Raw genomic sequence first — 13,153 nt, 5'->3', positions numbered from 1 at the left:
GCTCACTCCGCCAGGCGCTCTGCGACCCGCAGCACAGAGCTGCGGGACCGGGTATTTTCGGTGACTTCGTGTTCCGACGGCTTGAGCGCCTTGCCCACCGATTTCAGCTTGCGACCACCGGCCAGCTGAGCCTCGGTCAGGGGGATGCCCCGCGGCACTTCTGGCCCCTTCTCGTGCTTGCGAATGAAGTGTTTGACCAGCCTGTCTTCCAGGGAATGGAAGCTGATGACGGAGAGGCGCCCCTCTGGGGCCAGGGCCTGCAGGGCGCCATCCAGCGCCGTCTCTATCTCGTCCAGCTCGCTGTTGATATAGATGCGGATGGCCTGGAAGCTGCGGGTGGCCGCGTGCTTGCCCTTCTCCTTGCTCGGGTTGACCCTGGCTATCATCTCCGCCAACTGACGGGTGCGCACATAGGGCTCGGTCGCCCGATCGTGGACGATGGCGCGGGCGATCTTCTTGGCGAAACGCTCCTCGCCGAAGGTCTTCAGTACCCAGGCGATGTCATCCACGTCGGCCTTGGCCAGCCACTCGGCAGCGCTCTGGCCCGTGGTGGGGTCCATGCGCATGTCGAGAGGGCCGTCCTTCATGAAGCTGAAGCCGCGCTCGGCATCGTCCAGCTGGGGGGAAGAGACCCCCAGATCCAGCAGGAAGCCGTTGACCTTGCCCAACAGGCCGCGATCGGCCAGGTAACCGGTGATCCCGGAGAAGGGGCCGTGCACTATCTCGAAACGGGGATCCTGGATCTTGGCGGCTTCGGCGATGGCCTGAGGATCGCGGTCAATCGCAATCAGACGGCCATTGGGGCCGAGTTTTTGCAAGATGAGACGGGAGTGACCGCCACGACCAAAGGTGCCATCGACGTAGATACCGTCCGGCTGGATGGCCAGACCTTCGACGGCCTCGTGCAACAGCACTGTGATATGTTCAGCGGCTTGGCTCATTTATAGCGAGAAATCCTGTAAGCGATCCGAGCCGGCCCAGTCATCCTCGGGCAGGCTCGCGATATCGGTATCGATCTGATGTTGCCAGCGGGCTTCGTCCCACAGCTCAAACTTGTTGAGCTGGCCCACCAGCATGATTCTCTTGTCCAGCCCGGCATGGGTGCGCAAGGGCTGGGAGAGCAGAAGACGGCCATTGCCGTCCAGTTCACATTCGGTCGCGTGCCCCAGCAACAGGCGCTGCAGACGGCGCTGCGCGGGATCCATGCTGGAGAGCGTCTTCAGCTTGCGCTCTATCTCCTCCCATTCATGCAGGGGGTAGAGCAGCAGGCAGGGGTGGGCGATATCTATGGTGCAGACCAGCTGGCCGTCGCATTCATCGCGCAGCCAGTCACGGAACTTGGTCGGAATCGCCAGTCGCCCTTTGACATCCAGGCTGATGGCGTGAGCACCACGCAACAAATTAGCCATCCCCAATGAGTAATAAATGGTGGGTCTCTGCCCAGAAAAACCACTTTGATCCACTTTTCTCCACTGTGAAGTTTAAGGACGAGTAAAGGGCTTTTCAAGCAAGGATCCTGATGGCAGGGAACATATTGACGCAGCGTTTGACGGGCTCGGATTAAGCGGGTTGATTTTCCACGAGTTATTTCAGGGAAAGTGCATGCGATTAATTAGAGTCCCCATGAAAGAGGCCCTCGATTCAGGGGGAAATAATAAAGCGATAGAGGATCAAGGTACACAGAACGATGCTCACCCCGACCACGGGATAGATGATGTAGCCATCGCCCGCCCGCCTCGCCCGCAGACAGACGAGGCGGCAAAGCAGCAAATTATAAAGAATGAGCAGGGCGCTGAGCAGCATATTGGTCGCCAGCCCGAGGCCGTCCATATAGAGGATATAGAGACCCATCAGCATGAAGTTAATCAAGATGAGATAGAGCAGAAACTTTTGGAGTGTCTTGCCCGCTGTAGGGGGGGTTTTTGCTTGTGGTATCATGCTCATCACATCCTTGAATCCACATGAACAGTCGACTGAAAAGGTCGAAAACTGTTGAGAGTCATCATGTTTTTATTCGCCTTTGGCCTCCCGGGGGAAGCGGCGTCATGAGGGTCATGATGCGATGGCTGCTCTCGCTGATTATTTTGACGCCATCTTGTTGTTATTCTTATCAAAACTACCACTGGCAGGCGGGTTTTCCCACCCCTTTGACGGGGGTGGGCCAGGATCTGGTGCAGGCCCAGGGCGCCTTCTTGCTCAAGCAACAGGATTACCTGCAGCGGCGCCTTGGCCAGGTGCAACCCATGATCCGCTGGGTCGCCAGGCAGGTGGAGGCCAGGCAGCTGCCCGCCCTGCTCAGTTTCGTTCCCCTCATCGAGAGCAGCTACCGGCTGGACGTGGTCTCCCACGCCGGAGCGGCCGGTCCCTGGCAGCTGATGCCCCAGACGGCGAGTCGATTCGGGGTGCCCATCAACGACAGCTTCGATGGCCGCTACTCCCTGCCGCTCGCCACCGATGCCGCCCTCACCTATCTCGCCTGGCTGCACCGCCTGTTCGACGGGGACTGGCCCCTGGCCCTTGCGGCCTACAACGCGGGAGAAGGCCGGGTGACCAGAGCCATACTGGCCGCCAACAGCCGCAATCTGTGGGATCTGCCCCTGCCAGAGGAGACCCGCCTCTACGTCGCTCGCCTGCTGGCGCTCTCCCGCGTGCTGCAATACCCTCAGCGCTATGGCTTTGTCCTGCCCCCCTGGCGACAGGGGGCGGAATTGCAGATAGTGTCAGCCCCCCAGGGCTGCTCGCTGCTGGCCTGGGCCCTTGAGAAGGGGGTATCCATGAATGATGCCAGTCGCTGGAATCCGGCCTGGCGTCTGCCACAGGCGCAGGGGGTGAGTCGCTGCCCCATCGCATACAGTCAGGGCGAAGGCCGGCAACCCGGGGAAGAGAAGCTGGTCAGGAAGGGGCCCTTCATCGCCAGCACCATCTCACTGGAGAGCCTGCATGACCCCCTGCTGCTGAAGGCGAGCAAGGGGCTGGATCTGGGGCGGGGCGGGATCAGGCTCGAACGTCTGCCGGATCCGCTGGGGCTGGATCGTCCTGCGGCGCCGCTGCTGCCATGAAACAGTGGCGCCAGTGGCTGAGGACAGGGGTCAGGTCCACCTGGTCGGGTTGCGTCCAGCTGGCGCCATAGAAGCAAAGGTGCTGACCTATGGGTCGCCTGTGCATGATCCGGCACTCGAGCCGGATGTTGGGGGCAAGGGAGAGATTGATGACAGCAGGCAGCAGGAAGCGTGCCGGGGCCAGGAAGCCCACCCCGCCCGGCCCTATGTCCTTGATCACCGCCCGGCCGAGCCGCTTGTCAAACAGCAGGCCGCTGACCAGCAGGCGGGCCGCGATGCCGCAGCTCTGAGTCTCGAGCGGTTCTGAACCATCATGGAGATACCAGCGTGGCACCTTGCGCCTGGGATCCTGCGCCCCTGCCTGGGGGAGCGCCTGGTCGGCTTCATCCTTCATCTGGGCATACCTTCCTTGGCCTGCGCCGCCGCGGCCTTGAGTTGTGAGCTGAACAGCTGCTCCAGGCTCTGTTCGGCCTGGCTGCTCATGATCAGCAATTCGATGCGCCGGTTGCGGCTGCCGGTCGGATTGCCCTCATCTTCGAGCATGGTATCGGACATGGCCACCACCTGGGCAATGCGCTGCGGCGGCATGCCGCCGGCCAGCAGCACGCGCCTGGCCATCATGGCGCGATCCGAGGAGAGCTCCCAGTTGCTGTAGTTGTCGTTGGCAAACGGGGTGTTGTCGGTGTGACCCGAGATCATCACCCGGTTCTCGACCCGCTGGAACACGGGGGCCAGCCCCATCAGCAGGTGGCGAAAGAAGGGGCTGATCCTGGCGCTGCCCCGGCCGTACATCTCCCTGTCCTCATTGTCCCGAATGAGGATGCGCAGCCCCTGGGGCACCAGTTGCAGCTCCAGGTTGTTCCTGGCCTGCAGCTGATCCGCCAGGGAGTCGATGACCCCGGCCAGCTCCGCCATCTGCTGCATTCCCTCGACCCGTCCCACCACCAGGTTGCTGTAGTGATCGACCCCCTTCTCGTTGAGGATGCTCTGGCTCGGATCCCTGTGCTTTGGCATCAGCTGGCCATCCTGGGTGTAGACGGGCACCAGCTCCTCCAGCGGCGAAGGCTGCCCCCCCAAATCGACCGGGAAGGGGCTGTTGCGAATGTCGAAGGGGTTGGCCGCATTGTCCAGGATGCTGTAATCACGCAGGTGACTGGCCACCTGCTCCCGCTCCTCCTGATTGGAGACGGCCAGGATCCAGAGCACCATGAACAGGGCCATCATGGCGAGGGTGAAGTCGGCAAACGCCACCTTCCAGGCCCCGCCGCTCTTGGGGGCCGAGTTGCGGCGGTTCTGCCGTTTGACAATGATCTGTTCGTGGTTGCGCATCTACATCGCCTTGTTGGTGACCCAGTCCTCCAGCTCCATGAAGCTGGGTTTGACATCGGGCTCGAGCACCTTGCGCCCGGAGTCGACCGCGAGCAGAGGCTGCTTGCCACGCAACTGGGCCAGCAGGATGGATTTGACGCACATCAATAGCGAGATGCGACGCTTGACCAGATCTTCCATGGCGCTGCTCAGTGGCTCGAGCAGGCAGTAACACATGAATATCCCGATGAAGGTGCCGACCAGGGCCGCCGCCACATGCACGCCGATGGCGGTGAGCGGGCCATCGAGCTGCTGCATGGTGATGATGATGCCCATGACCGCCGCCAGTATGCCGAAGCCGGGGCAGGCCTCCCCCGTCTTGTGCAGGGCATGGGCCGGTTTGAGCATCTCCTCCTCGATGGCCATGATCTCCTGCTCCAGCATGGTCTCCAGCTCGTGGGGGCTGATCTTGCCCATGCCGAGCAGGCGCAGGTTGTCGATGATGAAGCCCAGCAGCTGGGGATCCTCGGCGATCTGCGGGTACATGAGAAACACCGAGCTCTGCTGCGGATTCTCGATGTGCTCGTCGAGGGCCTTGAGCCCCTTGCTGCGGGTCTCTTCCAGCAGTTGATGCATCAGGGTCAGCAGCTCGCGATAGAGTTCCCGCTCCTCCTTGTTCGGCTTGGCCACCTGCTTGATCTGGCGCCACATCTCGTGGAGCACCTCTTTGGAGTTGCCGATGAACATGGAGCCGATGGCGGCCCCGAAGATGATGACCATTTCGGCGGGCTGCCACAGGGCGAGCAGGCGACCACCGGCCATCATGAAACCGCCCAGCACACACACGAAGATGATGCCAAGGCCTAGCTGTTTTTGCATGAATGCTCCCGCACAACACAAGGTGTCTCGCCACGGGATGTGGCGAGTCATGAATTAGATGGAATCGACCAATTGCTTCTTGAGCTGAAGCACGCACTGCTTGTGCAGCTGACAGACCCTCGACTCGGTCAGGCCGAGCACCAGGGCTATCTCCTTCATGTTCAGCTCATGCTGGTAGTAGAGGGAAAGCAATAACTGCTCCCGTTTGTCCAGGGTGGCGAGCACCTTGGCAAGGGTCATGGCCAGGTCGGCATCGTCAGATTCGGCGCTCGGCGCCCGTCCGCCGTTTTCCAGCCACTCCTCCAGGCTCTGCAAGGCCTCCGCCTGGCTGGCATAGGCGAGCTGGCGCACCTCCTCCACCGAGGTGGCGAGGGCGGCGGCCAGCTCCTGCTCGGTCGGTGCCCGCCCTCCCTGGTTGTGCAGCTCACGCTGGGCCTGGTTGTAGACATGCACCTGCTGGCGCAACTGGCGGGGGCGCCAGTCGAGGCGACGCAGCTCGTCCAGCATGGCGCCGCGGATCCGCTTGAAGGCATAACTCTCGAACTGCTGATCCGGCTCGCCATCATAGCGGCGCCAGGCCTCCAGCAGCCCCATCATGCCCACCTGCTCCATGTCGTCCTGATCGAAGCTGGCACTGACCTGGCTGCGCAGGTGGCTGGCCGCCCGCTTCACCAGCGGCAGATAACGCATCAGGATGGCCTGCTCCCCCAGGATGGACTCCTTGGCGGCGAAGGCGTTCGGCTGCTCCCAGTGATTCATCGCGGACCTATTGCACCAGTACCTTGGTGATCAGCACTTCGTCCAGATAGGTCCGGTAGCCATAGCCCTGCAGCGTGGTGGTCAGCTTGCCGAGCAGCGAACTCTGCAGGGCGCTGATGTCCTGCAGCTCCTGGCGCACATTCTCCAGGGTCCTGTGGCTGAAATACTGCACCATGGCATTGCGGATCAGGGGGCTCAGCTCCTCCAGATCGGTCAGCTGCGCCGGATTATGGGTGACCAGCGCCAGCTCCAGCACCAGATAGTGGGTCTGGGCGCCCCCCTCCAGGCTGATGACGAACCGCTCCATGGGTTTGAACAAGGGGGTCGCACTGAGCTCGGGTTTGGCTTCGGTCAGACCGAGCCAGACGCCAATCTGATCCCGCTTCAGGTAGGCGCCATAGGCCAGCACCAGGAGCAGGCAGCAGGCCGCCACTATCACCATCAACCACTTGAAAAATCGCCGCATCGTCTCTCGTTACCTTGTTATTCGATTGCTGTCAGACCAGGGTGTTGAGCCAGTCCCGGCCCCGGGTGTCATCCTGAGGGTCCTCCTCCGTCCACTCCCGCCGCCCGGCCAGGATCTCGTCCTGCTGCCAGGCCTGGCGTCGCTCCTGCTCGCCGCCCTGGCCCACGTTGACCTCCACCCCTCCCGCATGATGGGGGGCCAGGCTCATGCGCAGCCGCTCCATCGACTGGATCAGGGCGTCCCGCACCGCCGGACTCGCCGCGTTCAATTGCACGCTGAGCTTGTCCCCCTCCATGCGCACCGTGAGCTCCAGTCGCCCCAGCTCGGGGGGATCCAGCCTGATGTGGGCCTGCTTTATCTGGTGATTGACCTGCATCTCCACCTTGTCACGCAGCACCTCCACCAGCTGCTGCCCCCATTGGGCAGGGTTATCCGCCAGTCTGGCGGGGGCCCATTGGTAGTCGGGCTGTCGGGCCGGCGTGCCGGTGACGAGGGTCGGCGTTTGCGTCCCTTTGACCTCGGCACCCTCCCCCCTGGCCGGTTCGGCGCCCAGGGCGGCGAGCAGGGCCGGGGGAAGTGTGAGCGCGGGGCGCGGACTCCCACTGTCGCCAGCCCGGGAGGCCCCTGGCGTCTGCACGCTGATCTGGCCGCCGTCTGCGGCAACAGGTGCGGCAACAGGCTGACCCAGCTTGAATCTGGCCTGCAGGGTCTCGAGGGTGAGGGGGGGTGACATGGACGGCGCGGCCGCGCGGCGCGAGAAGCCGGTGGCCACGGGGTCGCTCCCGCCCCTGGCGCCGTCTCGCGCGAGGAAGGCGGCCATGGCGGCGGCCAGCGCCTCCTCATCGGTCATGCCCTCCTGCTCCGATGCCTCCTCCTGCCCTGGCAAGGGCTGCGCCAGCGCCGCGAGATCGGCAGGGTCGAGGGGCTGTTCGAGGGGCTGATAGCCCTGTCCGGCGTCCGCGGGCTGGCGGCGATGGATGGCGCCCTGCTCGGCGACCGCGGCCAGGGCAGCAGGATCCAGGTTGCGGATCACGCCCATGATTGCGCCTCATCGTAGGCCTGCAGGCCTTCCCGTCCCTGGCTGAGCTGCTGCCAGCTCTGCTCGCGCGCCGCCAGCTCGGCCCGGCACTGCTCGAGGGCCTGGCGGTGCCACTCCCTCACCTGTTGACGGGCCGGGAGCAGGGTATGCCAGAGAGGGGCGTTGGCCGCCAGGGTGTTGCAAAACTGCGCCAACCTCTGGTCGGTCAGGCGCACCGCATCCCATTGACCCGCCTGGGCCTGCTGCTGCAACTGTCGACCCAGCCCCAGCAACTGGCGCTGGCGGGTCTCGTACTCGGCACTGGATATGGATGGCTTGCTGACGGGCATGGCAAGGGCCTCAAGAGTGGTACTGCATAGCCACTAGCAAGGAGTGGGCCATAAAATAATGATGAATTATCAATGTATTGGGTCATGGCCAGCGGGTATCTGGGAAGCGCAGCTTCCGCCCGCTTCACCCCTTGTTGACCGCCATGGCTTCCCAGCCATCCTTGAGCTCGAGCAGGATGCGGCGCACCTCGGCAAAGCCCGCCAGGTCATTGCTGACGCTGATCTCGAACAGGCGCTGACCGCAGTAGTCATAGAGACGGTGCAGATTGGCGGCCAGCTCCCCTCCCTTCTCCATGTCCAGAGCGCTGTCGAGGCCGCCGAGGATCTGCAGGCACTTGTTGATGGCCTGCCCCTTGCGCTCGTACTGCTTGACCTGGATATGGCCCTCGGCCCGCGCCATCTCGTCGAGCAGGCCATCCATCAGCATCAGCACCAGCTGATGGGGGTCGGCACTGGCGGCCTTGGCCTGCGTCGCGGCAAATTGGTAGGCATCATAGCCATCTTGGTGTTCAAACATGGAAGACTCGCTTATTCAGGGTAAAACGCGAACATCGACTCACAGGGAACCCATGGTCTGCATCATCTGATTCATGGTGGTGAATTGATTGAGGTAGCGCTTATACGCGGATTCCATGCGACGATCCAGCGCCTCCATCCGCTCGTCCAGCCGGCGCTGGTTGTTCTCCAGACCCGTCTTGCGCCCCTTGAGCACCCCGTCCCGCCTGGTATAGGGATCCATGGCGTTGCTCATCCGCTTGAGCAGGCCATCATCCCCCATCAGCGCCTTGCCAAGCAGCTCGGGATCCTTCTCCAGCGCCTTGTTGAAGTCGGTCTCGTTGAAGGAGAGCTTGCCTTCCTTGTCGGTCTTGATCCCCAGATTGTGCAGGGTCAGGCCATTGGGCAGATCCCGCACCTTGGCGGCCAGCAGGCTCTTGAGACCGCGCACCCCACTGTCAGAGGCCAGGGCGCCCGGTGACTTGGGATCGCTGGCGGTCATCTTGGCCAGCTCCCCCACCAGCTCGTTGTAGCTGTCGACAAACTGCTTGAGGGAGCCGGTCACGGCCTCGGTATCCTGCCCTATGGTGACCTGCATGGGAGGATCCCCGGCCGCCTGGACCTTGGTCAGCTCCAACGTGAGGCCATCGACCACATTCTCCAGCTTGTTGCTGGCCGAGGTGATGGTGAGCGGGCTGTCTCCCCCCATCCGCAACTTGGCATCCTGCGCCCTGGTGATGTCGGTGCGGGCCGCCAGGGCGGTGGCGAAGGCACTGGCCGGATCGCCGCTGTAGCTCAGGCTGATGGCGTTCTCTTCCCCTGTCTCCTTGCCGGTCAGCACCAGGTTGACCTTGCCATCGGTGCGCACCAGGGTCGCCTTGACCCCGGGGTTGTCCGTGGCGTTGTTGATGTGGGAGACCAGATCCTTGACGGTCGCCCCCGCCGGCAGGGCGGCCAGGTCCACGTTCAGGGTCTTGCCCTTCACCGCCAGGGAGAGGGTGCCGCTCGCCGGCAGGGGATCCGTGTCGCTGTCGACCTGCACCCCCAGCTGGTGGGCCTGGGCCAGCTGCTCGACGAAGAAGCTGTATTGCCCCGAGCTCGCCTTGCCGTTGCTGGTCACCGTCATGAAGCCCTCCTGGGACAGGGTGGCCTTCTGGGCTTGCAGGGTGGAGGCCTTGTTCAAGTCCTTGAGCATGGTCTGGAAGGTGGAGAGCTTGGTATTGAGCGTGCTCAGCGCCGTCTGCTGTGCCTTGACGCTCGCCATCTGGCGATTGAGCAGGGCATCCATGTTCTGACGCTCGGCGGCGATCAGCTGGGAGGCCATGGAGGAGGGATCTATCTGCATCTTGCTACACCCTTGAGACTAGGTTCATCCGGCATGTCGATGGGAAAACACAGGCGTCTGCTTTCCCATGGACAGGCAATAAGAACAGGCTGCCCAAGGGGGCAGCCTGCCATCACCATCAACGCAGCAGGGAGGTCACCATGCCGGTCATCTGGTTGGAGTTGGAGAGCACGGACATGCCAGCCTGCATCAGCATCTGGTTCTTGGTCATGTTGGTGGTCTCCTGGGCGAAGTCGGCATCCATGATGCGGCCGTTCGCCATGTCGGTGTTCTCTTTCATGTTGGAGAGGTTGTTCACCGTGTGCTCCAGACGGTTGATATTGGCACCGAAGGAGGAACGGGCGCTACCGATGTCTTTCAGGAAGGTATCCATCTCGGTGATGGCGGCATTAGCAGTTGCCTGGGTCGCGATACCGCCCCCCTTCACTGCTGTGCCGTCCAGACCGGAACCGCCGGTGGTACCGGTCACCTTCTTCAGGTCGGCGGAGATATCGACGCTCAGGGTCTCGGCAGCGGTGCCACCGATCTGGAACTTGACGGCGCCCTGCTCGAAGTTGCCAGCCCCTTTTTTCAGCAGAGACTGGCCACCGAAGGTGGTGTTGTCTGTGATATTGGTCAGCTCTTTGGCCAGCTCGCCGAACTCGGCGTTCAAGGCAGTGTAGTCCTCTGTACTGGTGGTGCCGTTGGCTGCCTGGGTGGCCAGATCCTTCATGCGCTGGACGATGTTGGTCATCTCATCCATGGCCCCTTCGGCGGTCTGCATCATGGAGACGGCATCCTGGGCGTTGCGCATGCCCACTTTCTGGCCGTTGGACTGGGCCTGCAGGCGGGTAGCCATCTGCAGACCGGCGGCGTCGTCGGCGGCGGAGTTGATGCGCAGACCGGTGCCCAGGCGCTGCATGGCGGTGCCCAGCATCTTGTTGGTGGTGTTGAGCTGGCTCTGAGTGGTCAGAGAAGCGAAGTTGGTATGAATGGACAAACCCATGATCTATTCCTCGAAGAAGGCTGCGACCGCAGCGGATAACCGTACGAAGAAGAGAAGCGACAGCTGCGCTGCAAGACTTGAATGAATTACTGAAAAAATGCGGGAAAAGCGGAACCGGGCGGGAGGGGGGAAGCGGAAAAAGGCACTCATCCAGGGGATGAGTGCCATGGCCATCAACGCAGCAGGGAGGTCACCATGCCGGTCATCTGGTTGGAGTTGGAGAGCACGGACATGCCAGCCTGCATCAGCATCTGGTTCTTGGTCATGTTGGTGGTCTCCTGGGCGAAGTCGGCATCCATGATGCGACCGTTCGCCATGTCGGTGTTCTCCTTCATGTTGGAGAGGTTGTTCACCGTGTGCTCCAGACGGTTGATATTGGCACCGAAGGAGGAACGGACAGAACCAATTTGATCAAGCAGGTTGGTTGTGGCAGTAATCGCGTCACTGGCTTTGGTTTGATCACCTATACCAGCGACAATATCAGCGTCCGCAATACCATTAGCTCCTGCAGTGCCGGTCAGATCCTTCATGGCGGCTTCCACATCCACCGTCAGCTTTTCAGTGCTGGATGCACCGATTTGGAAGGTAACGCCACCAGCAACCTCAAACGCACCGCCCTTCAGCAACTTCTGACCACCAAAGGTGGTGTTATCAACAATGTTGGTCAGCTCTTTGCTCAGTTCCTTAAACTCAGCGTCCAGGGCTTTGTAGTCTTCGGTGCTGGTGGTGCCGTTGGCGCCCTGGGTGGCCAGGTCCTTCATGCGCTGGACGATATTGGTCATCTCGTCCATGGCACCTTCGCCGGTCTGCATCATGGAGACGGCATCCTGGGCGTTGCGCATGCCCACTTTCTGGCCGTTGGACTGGGCCTGCAGGCGGGTAGCCATCTGCAGACCGGCGGCGTCGTCGGCGGCGGAGTTGATGCGCAGACCGGTACCCAGACGCTGCATGGCGGTGCCCAGCATCTTGTTGGTGGTGTTCAGCTGGCTCTGAGTGGTCAGAGAGGCGAAGTTGGTATGAATGGACAGACCCATGGTCGTTTCCTCGAGTGAGATGCTGCCGGGCAGCTGATTGGTTGACTCCACTCAAGAGCGACCGCCCAGCGGGGAAAATGAAATGGCGATCGCTCTTTTTTAAAATTTTCCGTCGCCCCTGTCGCCGCCCCTCGTCACTTCGGGCACCCTTCTTGCAGTGCCGGGACCACGGAGATCGACGCGGGCAGCCACCCGCTCGACCATGAGGTCCACGCTGCCCAAGGAGAAAAGATGGCCCACACCCTGCTGACCCCCAGGTATTACCAGCAATTTCAATGTATCGGCGATCGATGCGAGGACAACTGCTGCCATGGCTGGACCATTTCCATCGACAAGCAGACCTATCGCCACTACGTCAGCCACCCTGACCAACTCATCCAGAGCACGGCCAAACAGCATATCCAGAAGGTGAAAAAATCCGATGGTCACTGGGGCACCATCCGCATGAACGAGGCGGGGGCCTGCCCCTTTCTCGACGGTGTCGGGCTGTGCAATGTCCACAAGCAGGCGGGCCCCGAGGCCCTCAGCCAGACCTGCAAGAGCTACCCCAGGCTGCAAAGCCAGTTTGGCGAGCAACACAGGCGCAGCCTGGTGCTCTCCTGCCCGGAGGTGAGCCGCCGGGTGCTGCTCGACCCCCAGGCCATGGCGATGGAGGCGGTCCCCTTCACCGGCAAGGGCAAGCCCGGGGGCATTCCCCCTGCCCTGGCCTCACTGCACATGTTGAGCATCGATGTGTTGCTGGCGGACGCCATGACGGTGGAGGAGCGGCTCTGGCTCATCGGCATGCTGATCCACAGGGATGAGAGCAAGGTATCGAACCAGACCTTCCTCGCGCAGATGGTGCCCATGATAGAGCAGGGCCAGCTCGCCACGGCGTTCGCCCAGCTCCCCTTCATCGGCAAGATCCAGTGGTGGGCGCTGCGCACCCTCACCCATCTGCTGATGCTCAACAACCAGAACCAGCAGCGGCGCGGGCGCGCGACCATGACCCGCTGCCTGGAGACCATCAACCGGGTGCTGGAAGGAGAATTCGATGAGGCAAAGCTCGCCAGCCTGCACCAGTGCTGGCACGAGCGGGTCGCCCCCTTCCTGGCAGAGCGCCCCCATATCCAGCAGAATCACCTGCTCTATTACGTCTATCACAACCAGTTCCCCGCCAAGGAGCAGAGCCCGCAGCTGGCCTATCGCCTGCTGATCGCGGACTACTTCCTGCTGCGCAGCTATCTGTGCCTGCTGGCAATGGGGGATGCGCCCCTGACCGAGGGGGATGTGACGGATCTCTTCTACAGCTATCACACGGTTCGCCAGCACAACGCCAGCTTCCTGAGCACCCTGGAGCAGGGGTTGGAGGCATCGGGTCTCGCCAGCGATCTCACCCTCTACGCCTTGCTCAAGACGGGCTGACCCGGGGGCCGAAAACGACAACACCCCGGGTCACGGGGTGTTGTGGGATCA

At 62.3% G+C, this 13,153-nt stretch carries 16 protein-coding genes; 2 read left to right on the top strand and 14 right to left on the bottom strand.

Translation table 11 applies throughout. The features are described from left to right. Positions 1-2: 2 nt before the first annotated feature. The 3 genes from rsmH to BN1119_RS18395 all read right to left on the bottom strand — a co-directional run bounded on the left by rsmH (position 3) and on the right by BN1119_RS18395 (position 1,938). A complete protein-coding gene (rsmH, locus tag BN1119_RS18405; protein WP_042001657.1) occupies positions 3-941 on the bottom strand; it encodes a 16S rRNA (cytosine(1402)-N(4))-methyltransferase RsmH in 939 nt (312 codons plus the stop codon). Continuing rightward, positions 942-1,400 carry a division/cell wall cluster transcriptional repressor MraZ gene (gene mraZ, locus BN1119_RS18400; protein ID WP_042001653.1) on the bottom strand — a complete coding sequence of 153 codons (459 nt, stop codon included), beginning with the start codon at positions 1,398-1,400 and terminating at the stop codon, positions 942-944. Between the two features lie 241 nt (positions 1,401-1,641). Further along, the gene (locus tag BN1119_RS18395) at positions 1,642-1,938 is read right to left on the bottom strand and encodes a hypothetical protein (protein WP_042002267.1); all 297 of its coding nucleotides are present in this window, start codon (positions 1,936-1,938) and stop codon (positions 1,642-1,644) included. Positions 1,939-2,156: 218 nt separating this feature from the next. Between BN1119_RS18395 and BN1119_RS18390 the strand changes: the two genes are divergently transcribed. Beyond that, a complete protein-coding gene (locus tag BN1119_RS18390) occupies positions 2,157-3,059 on the top strand; it encodes a lytic transglycosylase domain-containing protein (RefSeq protein ID WP_342027789.1) in 903 nt (300 codons plus the stop codon). On the opposite strand, the gene BN1119_RS18385 is transcribed toward BN1119_RS18390, so the two are convergent. From BN1119_RS18385 to lafA (BN1119_RS18335), 11 genes are all read right to left on the bottom strand, one after another. After that, a complete protein-coding gene (locus BN1119_RS18385; RefSeq protein ID WP_042001650.1) occupies positions 2,995-3,453 on the bottom strand; it encodes a PilZ domain-containing protein in 459 nt (152 codons plus the stop codon). The genes BN1119_RS18390 and BN1119_RS18385 overlap by 65 nt on opposite strands. Further along, positions 3,450-4,388 (bottom strand): lateral flagellar motor protein LafU, encoded by a 939-nt coding sequence (lafU, locus tag BN1119_RS18380; RefSeq protein ID WP_042001647.1) that lies wholly within the window; start codon positions 4,386-4,388, stop codon positions 3,450-3,452. The genes BN1119_RS18385 and lafU overlap by 4 nt, the downstream gene beginning before the upstream one ends. Then, positions 4,389-5,246, bottom strand: a complete 858-nt coding sequence (lafT, locus tag BN1119_RS18375; RefSeq protein ID WP_042001643.1) for a lateral flagellar motor stator protein LafT — start codon at positions 5,244-5,246, stop codon at positions 4,389-4,391. A 54-nt stretch (positions 5,247-5,300) separates the two neighbouring features. Continuing rightward, positions 5,301-6,005, bottom strand: coding sequence for a lateral flagellar system RNA polymerase sigma factor LafS (gene lafS / locus BN1119_RS18370; RefSeq protein ID WP_042001640.1), 705 nt, complete (start codon positions 6,003-6,005; stop codon positions 5,301-5,303). A gap of 7 nt (positions 6,006-6,012) precedes the next feature. Next, positions 6,013-6,471, bottom strand: a complete 459-nt coding sequence (gene lafF, locus BN1119_RS18365; RefSeq protein ID WP_042001637.1) for a lateral flagellar basal body-associated protein LafF — start codon at positions 6,469-6,471, stop codon at positions 6,013-6,015. A 31-nt stretch (positions 6,472-6,502) separates the two neighbouring features. Then, the gene (locus BN1119_RS20295; protein ID WP_042001634.1) at positions 6,503-7,510 is read right to left on the bottom strand and encodes a flagellar hook-length control protein FliK; all 1,008 of its coding nucleotides are present in this window, start codon (positions 7,508-7,510) and stop codon (positions 6,503-6,505) included. After that, positions 7,501-7,839, bottom strand: a complete 339-nt coding sequence (locus tag BN1119_RS18355) for a hypothetical protein (protein ID WP_042001631.1) — start codon at positions 7,837-7,839, stop codon at positions 7,501-7,503. The genes BN1119_RS20295 and BN1119_RS18355 overlap by 10 nt, the downstream gene beginning before the upstream one ends. Before the next feature lie 124 nt (positions 7,840-7,963). Then, complete coding sequence (gene lafC / locus BN1119_RS18350; protein ID WP_042001628.1) at positions 7,964-8,356, bottom strand: lateral flagellar export chaperone LafC; 393 nt, start codon at positions 8,354-8,356, stop codon at positions 7,964-7,966. A 39-nt stretch (positions 8,357-8,395) separates the two neighbouring features. Continuing rightward, the gene (gene lafB / locus BN1119_RS18345; RefSeq protein ID WP_042001625.1) at positions 8,396-9,679 is read right to left on the bottom strand and encodes a lateral flagellar capping protein LafB; all 1,284 of its coding nucleotides are present in this window, start codon (positions 9,677-9,679) and stop codon (positions 8,396-8,398) included. A 118-nt stretch (positions 9,680-9,797) separates the two neighbouring features. Continuing rightward, positions 9,798-10,664, bottom strand: a complete 867-nt coding sequence (gene lafA / locus BN1119_RS18340) for a lateral flagellin LafA (protein WP_042001622.1) — start codon at positions 10,662-10,664, stop codon at positions 9,798-9,800. 173 nt (positions 10,665-10,837) lie between these two features. Continuing rightward, positions 10,838-11,698: a lateral flagellin LafA gene (gene lafA / locus BN1119_RS18335; protein WP_042001620.1), complete on the bottom strand. Its 861-nt coding sequence runs from the start codon at positions 11,696-11,698 to the stop codon at positions 10,838-10,840. Positions 11,699-11,929: 231 nt separating this feature from the next. On the opposite strand from lafA (BN1119_RS18335), the gene fliB reads away from it, so the two are divergent. After that, the gene (gene fliB / locus BN1119_RS18330) at positions 11,930-13,102 is read left to right on the top strand and encodes a flagellin lysine-N-methylase (RefSeq protein WP_209434938.1); all 1,173 of its coding nucleotides are present in this window, start codon (positions 11,930-11,932) and stop codon (positions 13,100-13,102) included. Positions 13,103-13,153: the final 51 nt, after the last annotated feature.

This window comes from Aeromonas bivalvium, from assembly GCF_000819765.1.
Taxonomy (GTDB): domain Bacteria; phylum Pseudomonadota; class Gammaproteobacteria; order Enterobacterales; family Aeromonadaceae; genus Aeromonas; species Aeromonas bivalvium.
The sequence above is the reverse complement of the archived record's forward strand: the minus strand, read 5'-3'. Positions and strand labels throughout refer to the sequence as shown.

Coding starts and splice junctions, on each gene's coding strand:
- rsmH (WP_042001657.1), bottom strand. CDS start 941: ATGAGCCAAGCCGCTGAACATATCACAGTGCTGTTGCACGAGGCCGTC.
- BN1119_RS18395 (WP_042002267.1), bottom strand. CDS start 1,938: ATGATACCACAAGCAAAAACCCCCCCTACAGCGGGCAAGACACTCCAA.
- BN1119_RS18385 (WP_042001650.1), bottom strand. CDS start 3,453: ATGAAGGATGAAGCCGACCAGGCGCTCCCCCAGGCAGGGGCGCAGGAT.
- lafU (WP_042001647.1), bottom strand. CDS start 4,388: ATGCGCAACCACGAACAGATCATTGTCAAACGGCAGAACCGCCGCAAC.
- lafT (WP_042001643.1), bottom strand. CDS start 5,246: ATGCAAAAACAGCTAGGCCTTGGCATCATCTTCGTGTGTGTGCTGGGC.
- lafS (WP_042001640.1), bottom strand. CDS start 6,005: ATGAATCACTGGGAGCAGCCGAACGCCTTCGCCGCCAAGGAGTCCATC.
- lafF (WP_042001637.1), bottom strand. CDS start 6,471: ATGCGGCGATTTTTCAAGTGGTTGATGGTGATAGTGGCGGCCTGCTGC.
- BN1119_RS20295 (WP_042001634.1), bottom strand. CDS start 7,510: ATGGGCGTGATCCGCAACCTGGATCCTGCTGCCCTGGCCGCGGTCGCC.
- BN1119_RS18355 (WP_042001631.1), bottom strand. CDS start 7,839: ATGCCCGTCAGCAAGCCATCCATATCCAGTGCCGAGTACGAGACCCGC.
- lafC (WP_042001628.1), bottom strand. CDS start 8,356: ATGTTTGAACACCAAGATGGCTATGATGCCTACCAATTTGCCGCGACG.
- lafB (WP_042001625.1), bottom strand. CDS start 9,679: ATGCAGATAGATCCCTCCTCCATGGCCTCCCAGCTGATCGCCGCCGAG.
- lafA (WP_042001622.1), bottom strand. CDS start 10,664: ATGGGTTTGTCCATTCATACCAACTTCGCTTCTCTGACCACTCAGAGC.
- lafA (WP_042001620.1), bottom strand. CDS start 11,698: ATGGGTCTGTCCATTCATACCAACTTCGCCTCTCTGACCACTCAGAGC.
- fliB (WP_209434938.1), top strand. CDS start 11,930: ATGGCCCACACCCTGCTGACCCCCAGGTATTACCAGCAATTTCAATGT.